This is a genomic window from Methylobacterium sp. J-118 (assembly GCF_057836565.1).
This window is the reverse complement of sequence record NZ_JBYQFA010000002.1, coordinates 1-17,782: the sequence shown is the minus strand read 5'-3', so window position 1 is coordinate 17,782 and position 17,782 is coordinate 1. Positions and strand designations below refer to the sequence as shown.

Genomic DNA, 17,782 nt, shown 5'->3' with positions numbered 1-17,782 from the left:
CGGCACAGCAGCGCCGGGGCCTAACACCCCTCCCCTTGGCCTCGGTGCGGCCTTGCCGGCGCAGTCGCGCTGAGCTTCGATGCCGCCGAGCTTGAGCGCCGCTAAACGCGCTTTCTCAGAGCGTCGATGGGAACTGGCCAGTGGCGGTGCAGTCAAATCTCGCTATCCGAGGTATCTGCAGAGATCCAAGCAGGCTCAGCAATGACGTCGTGAGTGTCCTGAGCCCTGTCCGCGCAGCCTGCAGGATGGTCGACGGGGGGGAACAGGTCCGCCAATCCGATCGCTACACCGTGCAGTACCGGATCATGTGAGGAGCCGAGGGAAGGTGTGTACGGGTCGACGGTTCGCATGCTCAACGCGGCTCTAGACCTGGTGGGAGGTGAGCAGCTCTGAAACCGCTCTTGATCTGGGTTAATAGCCCTTAACGTGGATGGTTCAGATGAATTTCGCGCTTGGGTTGTGAGCTGCAACCGAACGCACGAGGTCACGGTTGAGGAAACACAACCTGAGTCAACCGGGTAACGCCGTTTCAGCCTGATGGTGCCCGCTATGCCGATCGAGCTGCACAGGAAGACGCAGATTGACATCTACGACCGCGCTGCGCGCCAGCACTTCGGCGTCATTGAGGAGCGCCTTCGTAAGGCTGTGACCTTGGTTGACTCGCGCTTCAGTATTGTGACCAACTATCTCGGTCAGCCCACTTCATGAGCGAACCAGCTACGGCTCGACCACCGCTGGCCAAGCATCAGATCGGCGTACTTGTCGTCGAGGATGAGCCACTACTGCTGATGGAGCTGGCCGACACCTTGAGCGACGCCGGACTGATCGTCTTCGAGGCGCGTCACGCCGATGAGGCCGTCGGCTTGCTCGCGAACCGCAACGATATCCGGGTGCTGATCACCGACATCTCGATGCCGGACGGCGCCTTGAACGGCTATCAGCTCGTCAGCTTGGTCGGAGCGCGGTGGCCGCAGATCGGTCTGCTGCTGGTCTCGGGCGTCGAGCAGCCCGAGCGCGGTGACCTTCCTTTGGGGGTGCGCTTTGTGCCCAAACCCTACCGCAGCCGCGACCTCGTCAGCGCTGTGTTCGCCCACGTAGCCGAGCAGACGGGTAGCATTTGAGGCTGCGCAAACGCTTGAACGATAACGACCACGCCGGCGTTCAGACCGGGACCGATCAACTCGATCTGTCGGGAGGAAAACGCCATGTCGATGAAGACCCTTGCCCTCGCCGCTGCACTGACGCTCGCCGTCACGGGAACGGCTCTCGCTCAGATGCCTGCCGGCAGTGGCAGTGGTAGTGCTCAGAGCAACATGAACAATCCTGGCAGCGTGAAGAGCCCGTCAGAGAAGCGCATGGGCGGCCAGCAGGGCATGATGGGTATGAGGCACATGAAGCGCCATCGGCGCCATCATATGCGTCGTTCGCGCATGTAGTTGTAGCTGCTAGAGTTCCGCAGACATCGATCTGCGGAACTATTCCGCTAGCGTTGGTCCCAGGTTACGCCGGGGTGATCTGTCCCTCCGTGGAGAGAAGGTCGCCATGCGTGTCCTTGATGGCATCGAGCACAGCCTGGGGGTTCGCCGGCCGCGCCATCGCCTCCGCTTCATCGTCGACCCGATCGGTGAGGTGGGGATGGTCACGCCTCATCTCCTCCAGCAGGGCGATGATCTTGGCACTCTTCTGCTCGGAAACGATCGCGAGTTCCAGGGTAAGCTGAGCGCGGTGCTCGGCTAACTGCTCATCGTGCCGCTGCGTGATCAGGATCAGACTGGTGACGTATAGGCTCAGGACGCCGCCAACGTCCTGCATGTACGCGAAAGGTGGCGGATCGAAACTGGCGTGACCGAGTGCCGGGAGGATGAGGTTCAAACCGACCCAGGCGAGGATTGCGAGAGTGAGTACGCCGACGAAGCGTGGGCGCCCGACGGCGCTGGTCATGCGGGCGACGGTGCGTTGGACCGGTGTGGCCTTACGATGATGTTCGTGATGCAGATCCGCAATTGCGCGGACTGTGTCCTCGATGTGTGCAGGCAGGATGGGCGTAGCCCCTTTATTCTCGCGGTCGAGAATTAAATTGGGCATCGGCGGTGCGATCTCGTTTTTGAGACAGTTCTGTGAAGCCGGAACATGCCGACGGCGCGACAGGTTGCACTCAAATATTTTCACGCCAGCCGAGACAAGCCGATGGCCCGCTCTCCCCTTCCACTGAGCGTGGCCTTTGCCGCGTTCGCAACCCTGGCGCTCACCGCATCGGCGCAGGCCCAGACCAAGCCCGGCGAGATCAAGGGTTTCGATGTGATGGGCGATAAAGGTCGAAGTGCCCAGGATGGTTGGAGCCAAGCACCAGTGCCGCGGGAGGAGTCCGCAGCCAAAGATGCCCCCAACCCCGGCGGGAAGTCAGTCGCGCAGAACAAGGAGCGGCCCGTGCCAGCTGCCCCGACAACCTACAAGCCAGGCGAAGATCCTCAAGCGCCAGTCGAGCAACAGGCAGCGGCCCCATCGGGCAATAACCCAGCAGCACCATCGAAATAGGTCAACTGTTCTGTCCAATCAGACAGCTTGATGTCGGTCTGCAGAACATACAAAAGGCCGTTCCAATTTTTCAAAAGAACGGCCTTTGGCTTTGGTCGCGGCGATTACACCACGTATCTAACGATTGTTGATAAGGCTTATTTCCCGCCGCCACTGCCCGTCGAACCCATCCGCGACGGCTGCCCCTCATTGCCGGAAGCAGCGGAGTCGGTCGAGATGCTATCGGCAGCACGACCCGTCGGAGAGTAGCTGGCTGCACCTTCCTCCCCGGTGGAGCCGGGCTGGCGCGTCACAACACCGGGAGCGCCGGGCGGAACAATCACGGTGGTGCTGGTCGGGGTCTCGAAGACCTGTGCAGAGACAGGTGTCGTCAGCGCTGCGGCGAAAGCCGCGGCGAGAATGAGCTTGGTCATAAGGTTCTTTCGTCTGTGGGCGTGGGGAACAGTCGATTGCGCACGATGTGTCCCGGCGGTAGTGTCACAGGGGCGGTCAGTGCGGGCTTGACCAGCGCGTGCCTCTTTGAGGCCAATCGCTCGTGGAACGGTTCGTCACCCGGCCCGACTGCTCCGGGGCAGCATCGAGTAGAACCGGCTCGCGTCGAACTGCTGCCGGGCCTGCTGTAGCGTCATCGCTCGCCCATCCATCTTCGGGGGCGCCATCCCGCCGCCGCCCGCCGCCTTCTGGCCCTGCTTCTGCTGCCCGCCCGCGATGCTCTTGAGCGCGCTGGCGATACCGCCGTAGGGGCCGGACTGCTGCGGCCCTTGGTCCTGCGACCCGTCCAGCGCCGTCGGCTGACCGGCCAGTGTCGCGGCGTCGGGCGTCGGGGAAGACTGCCCCGGAACGGCAGACCCCTGCCCGACGACACCACCGAGGCCGAACCCGCCCTGCTGCGCTGTCGAGCCCATCGAGGCGCCGCGGGGCGCGGACGTCGCCGGCAGCGCCTGGCCGCTCCCGAGACTGTTGGCGTAGGCCTGCGTCGTGGCGAGCCGGGCCGACGCCCGCACCGCGATCCTGCGCGCGGCTTGGGCCGATCTGCTACCGGGACCCAACGGGAGGGAACGTACCTAACGCCGGACAGACAATCGGTGGGGCTCGCACCCCGCCGTGGCTACCGATCTATCAATCTCAGTATCGATCGCGCGGAGGCGGGGGCGGACCATCCTCGTCGAACTCGCGACGGCGCTCCTCGCGGCGGATCGCGTCGTGTCGCTCCTCACGGAACTCTTCTCGCCGATCCTCTCGGCGGATCTCGTCAGCCTCACGTTCCCGGGGCGAGCGCGGATCGACCCGCACGCCGCCCGGCCCGATGTCGATGCTCTGCGCGATTGCTGGCACGCTCGGGATAGCGAGCAGTCCGACCGCGAGCAGCCCTCCAGCGATGATGTGCTTCATGTCGATCTCCTCCCAAGCTTGGCCGGTAACGGGCTGGATGGGCTCGCGTTCCGCCCAACCAGCTACCGGTCTAGGCCAAGCCCTTGGCTTGATCGTTCAGCTTTGCTTCGCGCAACTGCATGACCAAGGCGTCCAGCCTCTTCATGGCCTCGATCCTGGGCTTAGAGGGATCAATTCCGTCCTGGTTTAAGCTTATACCCAGATTGTCCGATGCTAGACGCGCCTCTGCGATAACGCATTCAAGATATGGTGTCATCACAACAAGCCGCGGTAGGCTGACGACGACTTCCACAGCGATTTTCATTACATCCAAGCCATTGTCAGCAGCTGCTATCTCGACGACGTCAAGCCACGGCTGTAGTAATTTAGACAGGACTGAGGGGAGGTTGGGCGGGTTCGTAGTGGGATCCATGGCGTTCAGTTCTACGTTGGCGATGTGATCACGCGCTCTCGCGCAAGGTTCGGTCCAATCCAGTGCTTTTTGGCGGAGTGGGATGTGCGGAGCACCCGAAATCGCCGTGCTGTTGATCCAATTAAAAGAGGCTAGACGCCGGCTCAGGCCGATACTCATACCGCGACCCTATGCGAGGCCTTAGCGGATCTATGCCAGGACCGAACGGATGGGGCAGTCGTGAAATTCCGTAGCCGGTGCTATCTATCATCGGACCTGGCTGTTCTTTCGCTGTTGTTTACAGCTAGCCCAACCGCCGAGATCTGACCATGCGAGGCGACGGAAAACCATTCCCCGAAGGCCAGTCCGGCAACCCCGCCGGTCGCCCCCGCGGCTCGCGCAACCGCTCCACGCTGGCCCTGGAGGCCATCTTCGAGGGTGAGGCGGAAGCCCTGTCCCGCAAGGCCATCGAGCAGGCGCTTGCAGGCGACGGCGGCGCGATGAAGCTGTGCCTCGACCGGCTGTTGTCCCCGAAGCGTGACCGCTCCATCACCTTCGACCTGCCGACCATCGAGACAGCCGAGGATTTGCCCAAGGCGACGGAGGCCCTGCTGCGCGCCGTGTCCTCCGGCGAGATCACACCGTCCGAGGCTGCCGACGTCGGCAAAGCAGTAAGCGCTCACATCGAGGCGATCACGGCCGCCGACCTGCACCGACGCCTCGCGGCACTGGAGGGACAGGGCGCATGAGGATCCGAGAGATCGAGACCCGCCTTGCGCGACTGGAGGCGAAGCGGGGCACCGGCCGGTTCGACCACCTGTCCTACGACCAGGCCGAGGAGGCGCTGTTCAACCGGCTGCGCAGGCTGGCGGTCGCGGCCGGTGGGATCGATGAGCTGATGGACGCGTGGGACGCGGCCGAGGATCCGCAGGAGCGGCACCTCATCGCTCGGATCCGATCGTGTGACCACGACGTGGCGACGTACTACCGGGATCTGAGGGCACGGCTGTCATGAGGATCAAGGAGATCGAGGCGAAGATCGCCCGGCTGGAGGCGAGCCCCCGGTTCAGCAGCCTTGCCCGCATGCCCGACTCCGAGCTCGACCGGCAGATTGTGCTCGGCCTGAACGAGATGGCGACCGAGTGGCCGTCTTTTGGGGCCATGGTGTCGGGCCTGCGCGAGTCGCCGAGGCCTGCCGACAAGGACCTCGCCGGCCAGATCGAGGCGTTCATCGCGGACTGGCAGGCCCAGCAGCGACAGAAGGCAGCGCAGTAGAGCGGTCGAGTGCTCAGCCCGTGTGTCAGCGTGATGCCGTGGCTCGCAACCCCGCCAGGCTCACCCCGCGCCTGCCACCGGTCGAAGGGCTGGCTTCCGACCACGCAGCAGGGTTCTGTCGGGAGAGATCGTAGAGCGCATTGCCGACGAACCCGGCCACACGGCGTAGGCTGGCTCCTTCGCAGGTCGCGGCGATCTGCACCCCGAGGTGGCGGGTGTGGCTGCGCCCGTAGAGGTAGATCGCGAGCCGGGCGCGTGTCGCCTCGGGGATGCCGCCGAGTTGATCGGACAATGCCTCGGGCCCTGCGCGGTAGAGGCGGTTGAGCATGTCGATCGGGACCGGGCAATCACCGGCCGGATCCTCGGCGCTGACGGGATAAGCTCGGTTCACGGCGGCACCTGCAGGCTGACAATGAGCAGGGTGCCGGTCATATAGTTAATGAAATCTTCTGCACCGACGGTCCGCTCAGACGCCCCGCATCGTCACCGCCCCATCGCTTGGATCGATCGCCTCGACGTGCGGGCCGCCGATCCCGATCGCGCCGACCACATCCTCGAGCCCACGATTGCACGCTGCTGCGAGGTCGTCGCTGGAGGCAGTAGGTAGGACGAGCAGAAGGCTGCGCACCAAGACGGACACGACGGTCACACGCATGGTCGGGTGAAAGGGCAACCCATCCCGTTCGCGCTCGAAGGCCGAGACGACGTTATCGGCGATCAGCGTGGCGAACCGCTTAAGGTCGGGGCTCGGCATCATCTCGGAGGTGCCTAGAGAAGAGAACTTCTTCAGCATATCGTATTGCGTTTTGCCGCGCACCGATAGATCGTTATGTCTTACTCAAAATCAGGTGCATCGTGAGCGAGAACGTTGAAACCATTGAGGCCCAGGCCGCCAATTTTATTGAGCTGACGGCTGGCATCGTATCGGCCTACGTGTCCAAGAACTCGGTACGGCCTGCCGACATGGCGGAGCTGATCGCCAGTACGCACGCTGCACTCACGGGGCTTGGCAATGCCGGCGCACTTGCTGCTCCTACCACTGAGAAGCTCACAGCCGCCCAGATCCGCAAGTCGATCACGCCGGACGCGCTGATCAGCTTCATCGACGGCAAGCCGTACAAGACCCTGAAGCGGCATCTCAGCAAGAGTGGCATGACGATCGAGCAGTACCGGGAGCACTTCGGCCTGCCGCGGGACTACCCCTCCACGGCCGCCAGCTACTCGGCGCATCGCTCCGCACTCGCCAAGAGCCTCGGCCTCGGCAGCCAGCGCAAGAAGGCGGCCGCGAAGGCCGCTGAGCCCGTGGCGACCGTCTCCGACAAGCTAAAGCATGCCGGTCGGCCGCGGAAGTCTGAGGGAAGCCCTGAGGCTTGAGGCGTAGGGGGGAGCTGCCTGTTCCCTCCGGCTTGCATCAGCTAGCGTCCGACTACGACGCGATGCTGAATGGTGCATCAGCGCCGTGAAAGTGAGCGCCACGTCTCCAGCCGGAGCGGACGATTAGGAACTTGGCCATGCGCACGGAACTTCATCCAAAGAACCGCGCGTGAGAGCCCAAGAATGAATTACCTGCGCTACACCCATGACATCGAGCAGCCAGCTCCAGACGAGCAGGCGACGATCGACGGCATCATCAAGGGCATGACGCAGCAGTCCGAGACGGTCGAGAAGCGCGAGCACCATGCGGTCCGTGCCAGCCACGCCAAGAGTTCGGCCTGCGTCACCGGCGAGTTCACGATCGCCCCCGGCCTACCGCCGGAACTGGCCCAAGGGCTGTTCTCCAGCCCCGGCCTCCACCCCGTCGCGGTGCGCTTCGCGCAGGGGCCGGGCGAGACACTTGGCGACCGCGTCTCGACCCATCGCGGCATGTCCATCAAGGTGTTCGACGTCCCCGGCGAGAAGCTGCCCGGCCATGCCGTTGATACCCAGGACTTCGTGCTCGCGACTGGTACCACCTTCCCCTCGGGTACGGCGGCGGGCTTCCTGCGCGACGGCACGGTCATCGGCAAGTCCACCGCGCTGCCGGAGGGGGTCAAGAGCGCGGTCTCGTCGACCATGCGCAATCTCAATCGGGTGCTGCACGCGTTCGGGACGGAGAGCGCGTTCGCCGACTTCTTCGGCCATCCGTACAGCCATCCCCTAGCCGACAGCTATTTCAGCCAGGCTCCGATCCGTTTTGGCGACTACGTGGCCAAGCTCGCGGCCGTTCCCACGGCCGAGGCACAGCGCGCCCTATCCGAGTGGCGGCTCGACCCACACGTCGACGAGGACGGTTTCCGCCACGCGGCAATCGACTTCTTCCGCGAGCATGATGTGGTGTTCGAGCTGAAGGCCCAGCTCTGGGCCGACGCCGAGAGGCAACCTATCGAGGACGCGTCGGTCGATTGGCCTGTCTCGGTAAGCCCCTACCGGACCGTGGCTACACTGCGCCTGCCGAGCCAAGACGCCTATTCAACGGAGCGGGCGCGATACTTCGACGAGGTGATGACCTTCCGACCCGCGCACAGCCTCGCGGTGCACCGGCCGCTCGGTTCGGTGATGCGGGCGCGGCTGCAGGTCTATCGGGCGCTCTCCGACTTCCGCCACCGCGAGAACGGCGTGTCCGCCGAGGACACCGCCAGCATCGACCGCATCCCAGCGTGAGGAACTTGCGCGATCAGGCTTCCGAAGTATCGCGAACCATCCCGCTCACATACGCGTTACCGGCGTTCTTCGGCACGGAGGCATCGATGCGTCAGCGCACCCTCGTCACAGCTATCCCTTTCATGCTGCTCTTCTCAGGCGCAGCGTTCGCGCAGGCACCAGCGGCTACCCCACCCGGGACAGCCCCGGGCGCAACTGGCGTAGCCGCACCTCAGCCGGGTTCGACCGGTGCGCCGGGCACCGTGACGGGGACGCCGACCGGGCAGCCGGCTGACACTGTGACGAACAACTCTGCAGCTGGTGGAAATGCCGGCCAGCCGGAGCGGCCCCTGCCCCAGGGTGGCGGCGGCGGCAAATGAGCAGATCGCGGCGCTGATCGAGGTTGAGGCAATCGCCGTCTGTCTACCGTGGTTGCCAATCGCGCAGGATCTGTGACCTTCAAAGCAGACGTCGGGCGGGTCGCTGATCCGCGCGACGACACAGGCGCCACGAGGGACGGCATGGTCATGGCTGAGACAGACAAACCACCGGGTGTGAGCGTGGTGCCGCCGACGGTGCGGATCCCGAACGTCAACGTGCCGGACCCGACGACCGGCAGCGAGCCCGAGAGCAAGGATCCGGTGAAGGATGCCGAGCGCACGCCCGATGATCCGGACAAGGCAGCCGATGACGGCCTGGCTTGATCATGCGCCGCTCTTTCGCGGTTCTCGCCGCTCTGGCTACCCTCGCCTGCCTTCCTAGGGCAGCCGACGCACAGCGCACGTCCGAGTCGCCCGCGAAACCCGCTTCAGGTGCGCCCGCCGGTGAGGAAGCGGCATCTGCGGTTGATCCGGCGGTACTCGACCGCTGCCGACAGCGGGCGGAGGCTCAGAAGCTGAGGGAAGGGCCGGAGCGTAAGGCCTTCATGGGGACTTGCGTCACGCCAGAGGATTGAAGCGCGGCGGCGTCTAGCAAGTCCTGCGTCTCACAGGAACCCGCTCCCCGAGTGCCCCTTGAAGGCGTTGGCCCGGCGAATGTACCCGACGACCGTCCGCGGATCCCGGTGGCCCGACTGATCCATGATCCGGGCGAGATCGGCCCCGCGTTCGGCCGCCGTCGTGATGTAGCCGGCCCGCAGGCTGTGTGCCCCGAACAGCGCCGCATCGAACCCGGCGGCCGTGCAGTAGGCCTTGATGATGTTGGCGACGGACCGATCCGTGAGGCGGGCAGCCTGGGGCGCGAGCTGCGCACAGTTCCCCCGCACCCGGCCCGATCGCGAGACCGGCCGGAACACCGGGCCCGAGACGATGCCGGCGGCCGCCAGCCATTCGCGCACGAGGCGCACGGGCTGAATGAACCGGCCGGTCGGGATGGCCTTCTCGAACCCCCTGCCCTCCTGATCGACCTTGGACCGGCGGACCATAACCCGCAGGCCCTCGGGATCCTCGATCAGGTCGGCAACGTCGAGAGCGACAAGTTCGGAGCGTCGGAACGCACCTGCGAACCCGAGCGCCAACAGTGCCCGGTCCCGCTTGCCCGTCAGGGTGTCGGGGATGCGCGCGAGCAGCATCTGCAGGACATCGACCGTCGCGGCGGCCTTTTGCGTCGGGGCCACGCCGATGCGGCGCCGGATGCCCTTCATGGTGGCGCGGACATCCTCGTCATCGGTTGGGTCGGTGGCTTTGGCCAGCTTGTGCGCGTAGCCGATCGCGGCGAGCCGCCGGCCGATGGTCGACGCGGACCGCCCGGCCTCGGCCTCTGCCACCAGGAACCCCGCCACCGCCTCGGGCGTGGCCGGCAGCGACCGGAACCCGTATCGGGCGCACCAGGTCTGAAACACCTTGGCATCCGAGGTGTAGGCCCGGACGGTAGAGTCCGCCTTGCTCGCTTGCTGGTAGGCGCGGATGATCGCGGCTGCCTCGGCGGGAAGCTCGGCCTCGAACTCGGGCCCTATGGTTGGAAGCCCGGATGTCACGATCGTTCGCCTGGACCCACGTAGAGAATGACCAAGAGCCAGATCAGCATCAGCGTCGAGTCGAAGCCGAAGAGGACGCGATTGACAGGAAGCATCTCTTCGGGCCGCACGAGGCTGTAGACCACCGCGCCGAACAGACCGCCCCAAGCGCCGATCCAAGCCACGCGTGAGCTTCGAGGGTCAGGCATCATCGTCGAGCCGGTCCGCCGTTGAGCGGTCGCACTTTGCGCCTTCGTGATGAGTGGCGCCACCAGGGCGAAGGCTGACATCTACTCAGTTCACCGGCCCGTCGTGCGCATCAAGCCCCGTCCGGCCCATTTGCTCGGCCAAGGCATCCCGCCAGCCGAACGGCAGCACCGTGCCACGCATCCGCGCGCCCGCCTCGACGGCGGATAGGACCCGCTGCCAATGCTCGGCTGGCAGATCCTGCGGGGCGGTAGTCAGGCCCATGTTCCGCGCGGCGGCTGAGGCGGCGCCGCACAGCGCAGTTAGACGATCCATCGAACTCGCCTCGCTCATGCCCTGCCTCTGTCTATCGCGCATGCCAGAACCATTGATGCGGCCTAACGTTCAAACTTCCGAGAAACACTGTTATCGGAAGCTACAACCGGGATGGCTCGGTAGCAAGTCCGCGAGGGATCGTGATAGCAAGATTGCGATGCAGATCAGGCCATAAGATCTTGCGCAACTGTGCCGTCTGATGCGGCTGCGACGAGATGCCAGGCCTCACGGTACGGGTCGAGCCAACCTCGCGCCCTGCCTAGCCCCCGCCGGCTATAGTCGTGCATGAGGCTGCGCATTTCGGTGTCCCGGTGCGCCTGCCCGTTGCGCCCGGGCGCCGCCAGCCACGCGGCATGGTTCTCGGTGATGACCTCAGCCACGATGGCGCTTGGCACGATCCAGGACTGAGGTGGGGCGTCGAGACTCTTCCCGAAATCCACGAAGGCGTAGAACAGTAGTGCCCGGCGGATCTTCTCGTGTTTGGCCTTCAGCACCCAGCCGCCGTTCCCGACGTTGTTCCGTGCCTTGACCTGAACCGCCGCGAGCGAGCTGCCCAACCGGTTCGAGACGATGATATCGGCGTCGGGCACGCCGGTTGGGGCGAGGGCTGCAATCATGCCACGTCGGAGAAGCTGGCACATGACGTAGTGCTCGGCCGCAGCGCCGAGGATCGTCGTGTTTACCCGTTCGCCGGTCGACATGCGCAATCCTCGGATCAGGTGATCTTGATAGCAAGATTACGAGACCGCAACGTATCAAGAAGGCATGGGATTTTGCTCTCACTCAGCCGGGCAGGCGAACGCAGCTTTGAAGGCAAGCTCCAGCACGTAGCTCGGATGGCGGTCCCACAACTCGGGACGGGTCTCGATGAACTGCCGGCCCACGGCCAGCACCTGCTCTACCCCGACCCCAGCGCTCGGGCAGATCTCGCGCGACATCGACATGCGGTCGAAGGCCGCCAGGATGTAGCCGGTGCAGAAGTTCGCGCCGAGCGGGTTCTTGCTCTCTCTGCAGATGGTGGCCAGGACCGCCGTGGTGGCCGTGCTTAGGACGTATGGCCGTTGCGCGGGGGCCGATCGCGCCGGCAGGCCGAGGCCGACGACAACGAGAGCTCCCACCGCTCGTATCATAATAGCTCGCAAGCTTGGGATCGTGCTCACTTGCTATGCCGCGCCACGAAATCGCGGATGGCTTCCTCGCATATCTCCTGGATGGTCCGTTCCTGCTCGGCCGCGATGACCTTGAGCCGCTTTCGTGTGGCGGGATCAATGCGCGTCAGGATCTGCACCCGAGCATCCGCCTTCGCCTTCACGGTCGCCGCAGCCGTCGAGGCGGGGTCAGACGACGAGGCGGCAGGTTCGGCCGCCGCGGGCGGTTCACTGATAACGTTGCCAGGGACGGCCGGCGGATCCTTCCGGGCGAACCGACCGGCGAGGCTGTCCAGGGTAGGGCGGGGCGCCTTGCTCATCGTGCCTTCTTTCCTCCGGCGGCAAGGGCCGCCTCGACTTCCTGCCAGAGCGCCGCGACCTCGGACGCGGCCTTCCCGTCCGGTTCGTGCTCATTGACTGTGGAGCCGGTCAGGATCGCGTGGGACATGGCCACCCGGTTGGCGAGCGCCGTCGCCGCCACGGTCGCGCCCATGCTCCCCAGCGCCGCCCGCGCCTCCGCGACGATCGCCGGCTCGGCCGACCCGGTGCGGGCAGGTGCGTGGTTGATGACGGCGAGCGGCGCCTTACCGACCCGCTGCGCCAGGTCCAGCGTCGAGGCGACAGCCGCCAGATCAAGCGGACCGGGCCGCGTCGGGACGAGCACGAGATCTGCCGCCCGCATGGCCGCGAGAATGCTGTCCTCGGCGTGCGGCGGGGTATCGATGATGACCCGGCCAAACCCCTCGCGTCGGGCCGCCTCGACAAGCTCCGGCAGCTCGCGCGCGTCAGCCTCAATCAGCTTCGGCTCGTCCGGTCCGCGGAGTTGATGCCACCATGCGAGCGACCGCTGCGGGTCCGTGTCGATCAGCAGGGCAGGGCGCCCGCCGGCAGCCGCCAGCACGCTCAGGTGCATCGAGAGCGTCGTTTTACCGACGCCCCCCTTCCGGGCCGTGACCGCAATCACCTGCACATTCGCCCCCATTTCGTGCGATCAAGCTCGGCAGCAATCGAGCCCGCGAGCGATCCTGTCAACGAGCCCGCGAGCCCGCCCGCTGGCGAGATGCGTATTCAGCAGGATCCCAAGACCACGAGATTAAAGGCCCGCACGATCCGAAATTGACAAGTTTGCGAGATTGCATGCTATCAAGCTCTCAAGAATTTATGCCCGCAAGCTGGCGAGGGATCGCTGGTTGGCCTTCTGAATGCCACCAGCCGCGGGAGCGGTCGGAAGGTGCGCGAGGCCGGGCGGCTTTCTCACAGAGATCCGCCCGGCCTAACGCTGCGTCGCTGATTGAGGCAGGTACATCCAGACTTACGGCCTCGTGACTGACGTTTCTGGTTCGTGTACGCCGGCTGCGCGATCAGGAGCAGGCGCGTATGGATCGAACGCAACGCCTTCTGCAGTCCTTAGGCAAGGATGCCCGCCTCATTGAGGTCGGACCTAGCTTCAGTCCACTGGCGCCCAAGCGTAACGGCTGGAACACCTTCGTGATCGACCATGCGTCCCGTGAAGAGCTGTTGATCAAGTACGCCGACCAAGACACATCTCGGATCGAAGAGGTGGACTTCGTCTGGCAGGGTGGCTCTATCGCCGATGCTGTGCCGGCAGATCAGCACGGCACCTTCGATGCCTTCATCGCGAGCCACGTCATCGAACACACGACTGACGTCGTGACCTTTCTGAAGGCCGCTGAGACGCTGATCCGTCCCGACGGGATCATCATCCTCGCCGTCCCCGACAAGCGGAAATGCTTCGACTTCTATCGACACCCTTCGACGACGGCCGACGCCATCATCGCATTCCAAGAGAGGCGGGTTCGCCACGACGTCCGAACGCACTTCGAGTACGCGATGCGCATGTCCAACAAGGGCGGCGCGCCTGGTTGGGGCATGGACGATACGCGGCAGGCCGTCATCGCGTTCTCGTTCGACGAAGCTCATCGACAGCTCACCGTTGCGACGCGGTCCGACTACGTCGACGCCCACAACTGGGTGTTCGTGCCGGCGAGCTTTCACTTGATGCTCTTTGAGCTTGCCACCATGGGCTATCTCGATCTGCGCGCGGAAGAGATCGTAGAGGCCGAGGCCACCGAGTTTTACGCCTGGCTACGGAAGGGCCGTGAGACCCCTGATGCGAGCGATCTCCAGGCAATCCGTGCGCAATTGATGGATCGCATCGTCATCGAACTCGCTGACCAGTCTCGCCAGATCGCAACGAGCCCCTTGAGCACGCTCCGCTCGGCCCAGGCCATGGTCGATCAGATCGCGGAAGCTGAGTCACGCACGGAAAGGGCAGAGATACAGAGGAGGGCCGCTGAATATCGGCTGGAGGCGATGCAAGCTGTCCTAGAGGCGGTGCGAGCATGCACGAGTTGGCGAGGACTCGATCGAAGGAAGTTTCAGGGTCTGATTGCCGAGGCGAGCCGATCAATCCCACCTACGGGCCCGGCTGCCGTTCAGCATCTTGTCCTGCTGGCCGAGGCACGCAGGATGTTAGGGTCACAGAGTATGCTGGCAAATGCCGAGCGCAGCGCCGGCGAGCCGTAGCGACAGGTAAGCTGCGCGAGGCCGGGCGAGCCATGATGGTATGGCCGCCCGGCCAGCGGGCACTCACATTAGCCCCACGAACCCGCAGACCGCCAGGGCCGTGACGAGAGCGGTAAACCCCGCCAGCGAGACGGTGCCGCCGATCCGGGCCCAGCGCGGGCTCATGGCTGCTCCGGTGGCTGACGGTGCCTGAGAGGCAGGAACTTTTTATCGATGAACGCTCGAACGTACCCGTCTACGCCTCTTGCGAAGGGTGTGCCGTATATTTCAAGCCAACCGTACTGCTTCATGTACGGTGTCGCCAAAATTAGCAGTTCAGTTTGAAGCCGGTAGGTTTTGTCGAGCGCCTGCGTGTACTCTCCAAATTGAGCGATATACACCTTTGCAGTCTGATCACTCGGGGCGGCCGGGCGCTCCATCATCATGCCCAGGGTTGCATACTCTTGGAACGCCAACTGTATGCGCTCACAGCACGCATCGACTTCGGGTGGGAATAGCAACCGCAGTTGGCAGCGAAGGCGGATGAACTGCCGACGTGCCTCTCCGCCATCGCTGTCCTCGGGCGTTCCGATCCTCAGCTTGCGACAGACGTCCCGCAGCGCTTCAATCGCGTCGTTCGTCGCGTCCCAGGTTTCAAACCGCCGGGCGAACAGATCGAACCGGAGCTTCCGCAAGGCGACGACAGCCTGGATCGCCGCAAACACAACCGCGGCCGCGCCGACTCCGGCGGCAGCCCATGCGGCGGAGAAGCCGCCGGGATCAGGGGGAGGAGAGACGGCCTACCGCCCGTGCTCGGCCGCGTCGCGCCGGTCCTGCTGGCCCGTGTACCAGTAGACGAAGCCGCCAGCCGCCGCGAGCAGCAGCGGGGCGATGATGGCAGCAGACACGAACCCGCCGGTCATTCTTCAATCCTCCGCAGAACCCTACGTGCTGCCAGATGTAGGCTGACGCTCATGAACAACCAAGCGGCCACCAGCAGGTTGAGATCCGCCAGGGGAATATGCGTGCTCGACGTGACGTAGGCCACGATCGGCGCGAAGCACCCGACGGCCAGTGCCGCCACCGCGGCCCCGTTGAACCATGTCGCCGTGATCTTGATCCGCTCGTTGCGAGCCGCCTTGTTCACGGCTGGCGCATCCGCACGCCGGCCCCGCCGCCGTTCTGCGGGATGAACTCGACGCCGGCCGCTTCGAGGGACTGCTGAATGGCAGAAAGATTGTTCGGCGAAGGCGTCCGACGGCCCTTCTCGAAATCTCGAATGGTGCTCTCGCTCAGGTTCGAGCGCTTCCCCAATTCCGCCTGTGACCAGTCGAGCAGCCCGCGGGCGGCTCGTGACTGTGCGGCTGTTAGAGACATCGGAGCTGATCCACGCTTTCCGAGATTTTTACACGGAAAGCGTTGACAGCCATCCGCATCCACGATATCCGTTTATCACACACGGTAATCGTGGAGCAAGCGATATGTCTCGCCGCACCGTCACCTGGACCGACATCGAGCGCGCCGGCCAGGACAGCCGCACCAAGATCCCCGCCGGCCTGCTCAGCGCCCGCGCCCTCATCCAGTTCAGCGCTCGTACCCGCCCCCTCGCCACCGCCGGCCAGTATGACCGCGCGGCGATCATGGCCGCCGCCTGCAAGGCCGCCCCCGGCATCATGGAGCGCTGCGGCGTCTCCCGCCGCGAGGCGATGTCCTCCGCTCTGAAAGCCGCTTGGCAGGTCGCCAAGGCCACTCGCCGCGCCGCCGCTCACTGACCTTCTGACCCCGCCCGGCTGAGCCCCAGCCCGCACCTCCTCGCCACCAACGACCAACCGCCACGAGCCCTCACCGGAGCCCGAACGATGACGCACGTCCGCATCCCAGATTTCAGCCAGCCCGTCCCGGTCCGGCGCGCTACCGCGGCGCACGCCCCCGCCCGCCGCCAGCTCCCCGTCGATCGCCGCTACCGCAATCTGCCGGACGAGCAGCAGCCCGGCACGATCGAGCCGTGGCAGGCCGTGACGCCTGTCCGCCCCGACACGTCGCACAGCCGCGCCCTGCGCTTCCTCGATGTCGGTGCCGAGCTGCTGGCCGCCTTCGCGATCATCGGCGGCGGCATGGTCCTGACCGGCCTCGCCTCCCTGCTCTGACCCGACCCGCAACCCGCCGCGGGCCGGCTGCCCGCGCCCCCTCTCCTCGAGGATCCCGCGATGTCCTTCCGCACGTCCCTCCGCAACCTAATCCGCCGTAGCCCTGCCACCGCCCTTCACGAGCGTTCTGCCGAGCTGCACGGCAGCCTTTCCGGCCAGACCCTCCGGACCGTTGTCGCTGCCCCGTCGTCGCCTGCACCCGGCCCGGCTGTCAGCCCCGAGGAGGCCGCTTTCCTCGACCTGATGCCTCAGGCGCTCCCGCTCTTGCGCCAACACATTCCAGCCGAGGCCGCGTGGCGGGCCATCGCCGACGCGGCAGAGGAAGCCGCAGGGCCGCCCCCCGGCGACGGCTTCACTCACGAACAGCACACGGCATGGCGGAAGCGGGTTGCAGTGGCGCGGGACGCTCAAGGCTACGCTGCGGCCCGGGATATCTGTGGCCCCATAGAGACCGCGCTGGACGACCTTGTTGACGGGTACAGCGAGGTTCCGATGCAGACCCTCCCCGCGATCCTTTTCAAGGCCGCGCTGGACGCGCTGCACGAAGGCTGGATTGAGAGTGCCGCCGACGACCTTAGGCGCCTTGCCGCTGAGCGGTTCGACCTCCCCTCCGGTTGCGACGCTGAGCTAAAAGTCGAGCTCGGCCAGCACACCGGAAGCCCCCAGGCCGCCCCCGAACCGCGCGTGTCTCCCGCGGAGCCCAGCGACGATACCGAGCTGCTGCGGCTCGGGCACCAGTTCGAGGCGGCCCGTGCCCGCGAGGCCGCAGCCATCGCTGCCTGGAATGCCGTGCTACCCGCCGAGGATCTACGGTTGGAAGCCGATGCGGCCGACGCGGGCGACGCTGCCGCTACCCTAGCGCACCAGCTGGCGAGCCAACCAGCCCTCACGGCAGAAGGCTTCCGGGTCAAGCTTCGGGTTCTCTCGCACTACAGGCGCAACGCGCTGCTGAGCGAAATTTGCGACCTCCCCGACCCGGATCAATCCCTGTCGCACTCGCTCTGGCGCGACATGCAGCGTGGTCCGCCCGTGGTCGACGACGGCCGCACCGTCGACATCGCCGAGGCCGAGCGCCGGGACCGCTGGCAGCGGCTCCCCACTCCTCTGTCGCCGTGCGTACCGCCCCGGCCGGACCCTCGCCGGGCCTCCCCTCCATCGCGACCAGAGACCTGACACCATGGGCGATGTCTTGACCTTCACCCTCCGTCCGAAACCGGCCGCTCCAGAGATCCCGGAGCCGCTGGCCGGCGCCACACTCCGCGCCAGCCTAGAG

General features: G+C 65.4%; 30 protein-coding genes. 13 read left to right on the top strand and 17 right to left on the bottom strand.

Annotated features, from left to right (window positions below; genetic code table 11):
- Window positions 1-549: 549 nt before the first annotated feature.
- The 3 genes from AC3IF3_RS28680 to AC3IF3_RS28670 all read left to right on the top strand — a co-directional run bounded on the left by AC3IF3_RS28680 (window position 550) and on the right by AC3IF3_RS28670 (window position 1,436).
- Entirely contained in the window at window positions 550-708 is a 159-nt protein-coding gene (locus tag AC3IF3_RS28680) for a DUF3606 domain-containing protein (RefSeq protein WP_489231419.1), read from the top strand.
- Window positions 705-1,121, top strand: a complete 417-nt coding sequence (locus AC3IF3_RS28675; protein WP_489231418.1) for a response regulator — start codon at window positions 705-707, stop codon at window positions 1,119-1,121. Before AC3IF3_RS28680 ends, AC3IF3_RS28675 begins: the two co-directional genes overlap by 4 nt.
- A gap of 84 nt (window positions 1,122-1,205) precedes the next feature.
- Window positions 1,206-1,436, top strand: a complete 231-nt coding sequence (locus tag AC3IF3_RS28670; RefSeq protein WP_243973988.1) for a hypothetical protein — start codon at window positions 1,206-1,208, stop codon at window positions 1,434-1,436.
- A 64-nt stretch (window positions 1,437-1,500) separates the two neighbouring features.
- Here AC3IF3_RS28670 and AC3IF3_RS28665 read toward each other — a convergent pair whose 3' ends face one another.
- The 5 genes from AC3IF3_RS28665 to AC3IF3_RS28645 form a co-directional block, all read right to left on the bottom strand.
- On the bottom strand, window positions 1,501-2,343 hold the full coding sequence (locus tag AC3IF3_RS28665; RefSeq protein ID WP_489231417.1) for a DUF1003 domain-containing protein: 843 nt from the start codon (window positions 2,341-2,343) through the stop codon (window positions 1,501-1,503).
- Window positions 2,344-2,672: 329 nt separating this feature from the next.
- Entirely contained in the window at window positions 2,673-2,948 is a 276-nt protein-coding gene (locus AC3IF3_RS28660; protein WP_489231416.1) for a hypothetical protein, read from the bottom strand.
- 135 nt (window positions 2,949-3,083) lie between these two features.
- On the bottom strand, window positions 3,084-3,539 hold the full coding sequence (locus AC3IF3_RS28655; protein WP_489231415.1) for a hypothetical protein: 456 nt from the start codon (window positions 3,537-3,539) through the stop codon (window positions 3,084-3,086).
- 121 nt (window positions 3,540-3,660) lie between these two features.
- Window positions 3,661-3,927, bottom strand: coding sequence for a hypothetical protein (locus tag AC3IF3_RS28650; RefSeq protein ID WP_489231414.1), 267 nt, complete (start codon window positions 3,925-3,927; stop codon window positions 3,661-3,663).
- 70 nt (window positions 3,928-3,997) lie between these two features.
- Window positions 3,998-4,498, bottom strand: coding sequence for a hypothetical protein (locus AC3IF3_RS28645; protein WP_489231413.1), 501 nt, complete (start codon window positions 4,496-4,498; stop codon window positions 3,998-4,000).
- Between the two features lie 149 nt (window positions 4,499-4,647).
- On the opposite strand from AC3IF3_RS28645, the gene AC3IF3_RS28640 reads away from it, so the two are divergent.
- The 3 genes from AC3IF3_RS28640 to AC3IF3_RS28630 are packed head-to-tail and all read left to right on the top strand — an operon-like array spanning window position 4,648 to window position 5,593.
- Window positions 4,648-5,067 carry a DUF5681 domain-containing protein gene (locus AC3IF3_RS28640; protein ID WP_489231412.1) on the top strand — a complete coding sequence of 140 codons (420 nt, stop codon included), beginning with the start codon at window positions 4,648-4,650 and terminating at the stop codon, window positions 5,065-5,067.
- Window positions 5,064-5,333, top strand: coding sequence for a hypothetical protein (locus AC3IF3_RS28635; protein WP_489231411.1), 270 nt, complete (start codon window positions 5,064-5,066; stop codon window positions 5,331-5,333). Before AC3IF3_RS28640 ends, AC3IF3_RS28635 begins: the two co-directional genes overlap by 4 nt.
- Window positions 5,330-5,593, top strand: coding sequence for a hypothetical protein (locus tag AC3IF3_RS28630; protein ID WP_489231410.1), 264 nt, complete (start codon window positions 5,330-5,332; stop codon window positions 5,591-5,593). Before AC3IF3_RS28635 ends, AC3IF3_RS28630 begins: the two co-directional genes overlap by 4 nt.
- A 25-nt stretch (window positions 5,594-5,618) precedes the next feature.
- Here AC3IF3_RS28630 and AC3IF3_RS28625 read toward each other — a convergent pair whose 3' ends face one another.
- Entirely contained in the window at window positions 5,619-5,984 is a 366-nt protein-coding gene (locus tag AC3IF3_RS28625) for a hypothetical protein (RefSeq protein WP_489231409.1), read from the bottom strand.
- Between the two features lie 75 nt (window positions 5,985-6,059).
- Window positions 6,060-6,410: a hypothetical protein gene (locus tag AC3IF3_RS28620; RefSeq protein WP_489231408.1), complete on the bottom strand. Its 351-nt coding sequence runs from the start codon at window positions 6,408-6,410 to the stop codon at window positions 6,060-6,062.
- Between the two features lie 38 nt (window positions 6,411-6,448).
- Here AC3IF3_RS28620 and AC3IF3_RS28615 point away from each other — a divergent pair, with 38 nt between their 5' ends.
- The 3 genes from AC3IF3_RS28615 (at window position 6,449) to AC3IF3_RS28605 (ending at window position 8,916) form a co-directional block, all read left to right on the top strand.
- Complete coding sequence (locus AC3IF3_RS28615) at window positions 6,449-6,967, top strand: Ros/MucR family transcriptional regulator (RefSeq protein ID WP_489231407.1); 519 nt, start codon at window positions 6,449-6,451, stop codon at window positions 6,965-6,967.
- Window positions 6,968-7,150: 183 nt separating this feature from the next.
- Window positions 7,151-8,233, top strand: coding sequence for a catalase family protein (locus tag AC3IF3_RS28610; protein ID WP_489231406.1), 1,083 nt, complete (start codon window positions 7,151-7,153; stop codon window positions 8,231-8,233).
- A 506-nt stretch (window positions 8,234-8,739) separates the two neighbouring features.
- Window positions 8,740-8,916: a hypothetical protein gene (locus AC3IF3_RS28605; RefSeq protein WP_489231405.1), complete on the top strand. Its 177-nt coding sequence runs from the start codon at window positions 8,740-8,742 to the stop codon at window positions 8,914-8,916.
- 281 nt (window positions 8,917-9,197) lie between these two features.
- Here AC3IF3_RS28605 and AC3IF3_RS28600 read toward each other — a convergent pair whose 3' ends face one another.
- From AC3IF3_RS28600 to AC3IF3_RS28570, 7 genes are all read right to left on the bottom strand, one after another.
- The gene (locus AC3IF3_RS28600; protein ID WP_489231404.1) at window positions 9,198-10,187 is read right to left on the bottom strand and encodes a site-specific integrase; all 990 of its coding nucleotides are present in this window, start codon (window positions 10,185-10,187) and stop codon (window positions 9,198-9,200) included.
- Window positions 10,184-10,456 (bottom strand): hypothetical protein, encoded by a 273-nt coding sequence (locus AC3IF3_RS28595; protein ID WP_489231403.1) that lies wholly within the window; start codon window positions 10,454-10,456, stop codon window positions 10,184-10,186. The genes AC3IF3_RS28600 and AC3IF3_RS28595 overlap by 4 nt, the downstream gene beginning before the upstream one ends.
- A gap of 4 nt (window positions 10,457-10,460) precedes the next feature.
- Complete coding sequence (locus AC3IF3_RS28590) at window positions 10,461-10,706, bottom strand: hypothetical protein (protein ID WP_489231402.1); 246 nt, start codon at window positions 10,704-10,706, stop codon at window positions 10,461-10,463.
- Window positions 10,707-10,852: 146 nt separating this feature from the next.
- A complete protein-coding gene (locus tag AC3IF3_RS28585; protein ID WP_489231401.1) occupies window positions 10,853-11,389 on the bottom strand; it encodes a hypothetical protein in 537 nt (178 codons plus the stop codon).
- Window positions 11,390-11,467: 78 nt separating this feature from the next.
- Window positions 11,468-11,806 carry a Rap1a/Tai family immunity protein gene (locus AC3IF3_RS28580; protein ID WP_489231400.1) on the bottom strand — a complete coding sequence of 113 codons (339 nt, stop codon included), beginning with the start codon at window positions 11,804-11,806 and terminating at the stop codon, window positions 11,468-11,470.
- A gap of 38 nt (window positions 11,807-11,844) precedes the next feature.
- Window positions 11,845-12,156 (bottom strand): ribbon-helix-helix domain-containing protein, encoded by a 312-nt coding sequence (locus AC3IF3_RS28575; protein ID WP_489231399.1) that lies wholly within the window; start codon window positions 12,154-12,156, stop codon window positions 11,845-11,847.
- Window positions 12,153-12,818 carry an AAA family ATPase gene (locus tag AC3IF3_RS28570; protein ID WP_489231398.1) on the bottom strand — a complete coding sequence of 222 codons (666 nt, stop codon included), beginning with the start codon at window positions 12,816-12,818 and terminating at the stop codon, window positions 12,153-12,155. The genes AC3IF3_RS28575 and AC3IF3_RS28570 overlap by 4 nt, the downstream gene beginning before the upstream one ends.
- Before the next feature lie 395 nt (window positions 12,819-13,213).
- On the opposite strand from AC3IF3_RS28570, the gene AC3IF3_RS28565 reads away from it, so the two are divergent.
- Entirely contained in the window at window positions 13,214-14,383 is a 1,170-nt protein-coding gene (locus AC3IF3_RS28565) for a class I SAM-dependent methyltransferase (protein WP_489231397.1), read from the top strand.
- A gap of 161 nt (window positions 14,384-14,544) precedes the next feature.
- Here AC3IF3_RS28565 and AC3IF3_RS28560 read toward each other — a convergent pair whose 3' ends face one another.
- The 3 genes from AC3IF3_RS28560 to AC3IF3_RS28550 all read right to left on the bottom strand — a co-directional run bounded on the left by AC3IF3_RS28560 (window position 14,545) and on the right by AC3IF3_RS28550 (window position 15,739).
- Window positions 14,545-15,087, bottom strand: a complete 543-nt coding sequence (locus AC3IF3_RS28560) for a hypothetical protein (protein WP_489231396.1) — start codon at window positions 15,085-15,087, stop codon at window positions 14,545-14,547.
- Window positions 15,088-15,281: 194 nt separating this feature from the next.
- Entirely contained in the window at window positions 15,282-15,509 is a 228-nt protein-coding gene (locus AC3IF3_RS28555) for an amino acid transporter (RefSeq protein WP_489231395.1), read from the bottom strand.
- Entirely contained in the window at window positions 15,506-15,739 is a 234-nt protein-coding gene (locus AC3IF3_RS28550; protein ID WP_243971476.1) for a helix-turn-helix domain-containing protein, read from the bottom strand. Before AC3IF3_RS28550 ends, AC3IF3_RS28555 begins: the two co-directional genes overlap by 4 nt.
- 104 nt (window positions 15,740-15,843) lie before the next feature.
- On the opposite strand from AC3IF3_RS28550, the gene AC3IF3_RS28545 reads away from it, so the two are divergent.
- The 3 genes from AC3IF3_RS28545 to AC3IF3_RS28535 all read left to right on the top strand — a co-directional run bounded on the left by AC3IF3_RS28545 (window position 15,844) and on the right by AC3IF3_RS28535 (window position 17,682).
- Complete coding sequence (locus tag AC3IF3_RS28545) at window positions 15,844-16,134, top strand: hypothetical protein (protein WP_489231394.1); 291 nt, start codon at window positions 15,844-15,846, stop codon at window positions 16,132-16,134.
- An 87-nt stretch (window positions 16,135-16,221) separates the two neighbouring features.
- Window positions 16,222-16,509: a hypothetical protein gene (locus AC3IF3_RS28540; RefSeq protein WP_489231393.1), complete on the top strand. Its 288-nt coding sequence runs from the start codon at window positions 16,222-16,224 to the stop codon at window positions 16,507-16,509.
- Between the two features lie 60 nt (window positions 16,510-16,569).
- Window positions 16,570-17,682 carry a hypothetical protein gene (locus AC3IF3_RS28535; protein WP_489231392.1) on the top strand — a complete coding sequence of 371 codons (1,113 nt, stop codon included), beginning with the start codon at window positions 16,570-16,572 and terminating at the stop codon, window positions 17,680-17,682.
- Window positions 17,683-17,782: the final 100 nt, after the last annotated feature.

What these genes read in the sequence shown, in the direction of transcription:
- AC3IF3_RS28680 (WP_489231419.1), top strand. Translation starts at nt 550, where the DNA reads ATGCCGATCGAGCTGCACAGGAAGACGCAGATTGACATCTACGACCGC.
- AC3IF3_RS28675 (WP_489231418.1), top strand. Translation starts at nt 705, where the DNA reads ATGAGCGAACCAGCTACGGCTCGACCACCGCTGGCCAAGCATCAGATC.
- AC3IF3_RS28670 (WP_243973988.1), top strand. Translation starts at nt 1,206, where the DNA reads ATGTCGATGAAGACCCTTGCCCTCGCCGCTGCACTGACGCTCGCCGTC.
- AC3IF3_RS28660 (WP_489231416.1), bottom strand. Translation starts at nt 2,948, where the DNA reads ATGACCAAGCTCATTCTCGCCGCGGCTTTCGCCGCAGCGCTGACGACA.
- AC3IF3_RS28650 (WP_489231414.1), bottom strand. Translation starts at nt 3,927, where the DNA reads ATGAAGCACATCATCGCTGGAGGGCTGCTCGCGGTCGGACTGCTCGCT.
- AC3IF3_RS28645 (WP_489231413.1), bottom strand. Translation starts at nt 4,498, where the DNA reads ATGAGTATCGGCCTGAGCCGGCGTCTAGCCTCTTTTAATTGGATCAAC.
- AC3IF3_RS28640 (WP_489231412.1), top strand. Translation starts at nt 4,648, where the DNA reads ATGCGAGGCGACGGAAAACCATTCCCCGAAGGCCAGTCCGGCAACCCC.
- AC3IF3_RS28635 (WP_489231411.1), top strand. Translation starts at nt 5,064, where the DNA reads ATGAGGATCCGAGAGATCGAGACCCGCCTTGCGCGACTGGAGGCGAAG.
- AC3IF3_RS28630 (WP_489231410.1), top strand. Translation starts at nt 5,330, where the DNA reads ATGAGGATCAAGGAGATCGAGGCGAAGATCGCCCGGCTGGAGGCGAGC.
- AC3IF3_RS28610 (WP_489231406.1), top strand. Translation starts at nt 7,151, where the DNA reads ATGAATTACCTGCGCTACACCCATGACATCGAGCAGCCAGCTCCAGAC.
- AC3IF3_RS28605 (WP_489231405.1), top strand. Translation starts at nt 8,740, where the DNA reads ATGGCTGAGACAGACAAACCACCGGGTGTGAGCGTGGTGCCGCCGACG.
- AC3IF3_RS28595 (WP_489231403.1), bottom strand. Translation starts at nt 10,456, where the DNA reads ATGTCAGCCTTCGCCCTGGTGGCGCCACTCATCACGAAGGCGCAAAGT.
- AC3IF3_RS28590 (WP_489231402.1), bottom strand. Translation starts at nt 10,706, where the DNA reads ATGAGCGAGGCGAGTTCGATGGATCGTCTAACTGCGCTGTGCGGCGCC.
- AC3IF3_RS28585 (WP_489231401.1), bottom strand. Translation starts at nt 11,389, where the DNA reads ATGTCGACCGGCGAACGGGTAAACACGACGATCCTCGGCGCTGCGGCC.
- AC3IF3_RS28575 (WP_489231399.1), bottom strand. Translation starts at nt 12,156, where the DNA reads ATGAGCAAGGCGCCCCGCCCTACCCTGGACAGCCTCGCCGGTCGGTTC.
- AC3IF3_RS28570 (WP_489231398.1), bottom strand. Translation starts at nt 12,818, where the DNA reads ATGGGGGCGAATGTGCAGGTGATTGCGGTCACGGCCCGGAAGGGGGGC.
- AC3IF3_RS28565 (WP_489231397.1), top strand. Translation starts at nt 13,214, where the DNA reads ATGGATCGAACGCAACGCCTTCTGCAGTCCTTAGGCAAGGATGCCCGC.
- AC3IF3_RS28550 (WP_243971476.1), bottom strand. Translation starts at nt 15,739, where the DNA reads ATGTCTCTAACAGCCGCACAGTCACGAGCCGCCCGCGGGCTGCTCGAC.
- AC3IF3_RS28545 (WP_489231394.1), top strand. Translation starts at nt 15,844, where the DNA reads ATGTCTCGCCGCACCGTCACCTGGACCGACATCGAGCGCGCCGGCCAG.
- AC3IF3_RS28540 (WP_489231393.1), top strand. Translation starts at nt 16,222, where the DNA reads ATGACGCACGTCCGCATCCCAGATTTCAGCCAGCCCGTCCCGGTCCGG.
- AC3IF3_RS28535 (WP_489231392.1), top strand. Translation starts at nt 16,570, where the DNA reads ATGTCCTTCCGCACGTCCCTCCGCAACCTAATCCGCCGTAGCCCTGCC.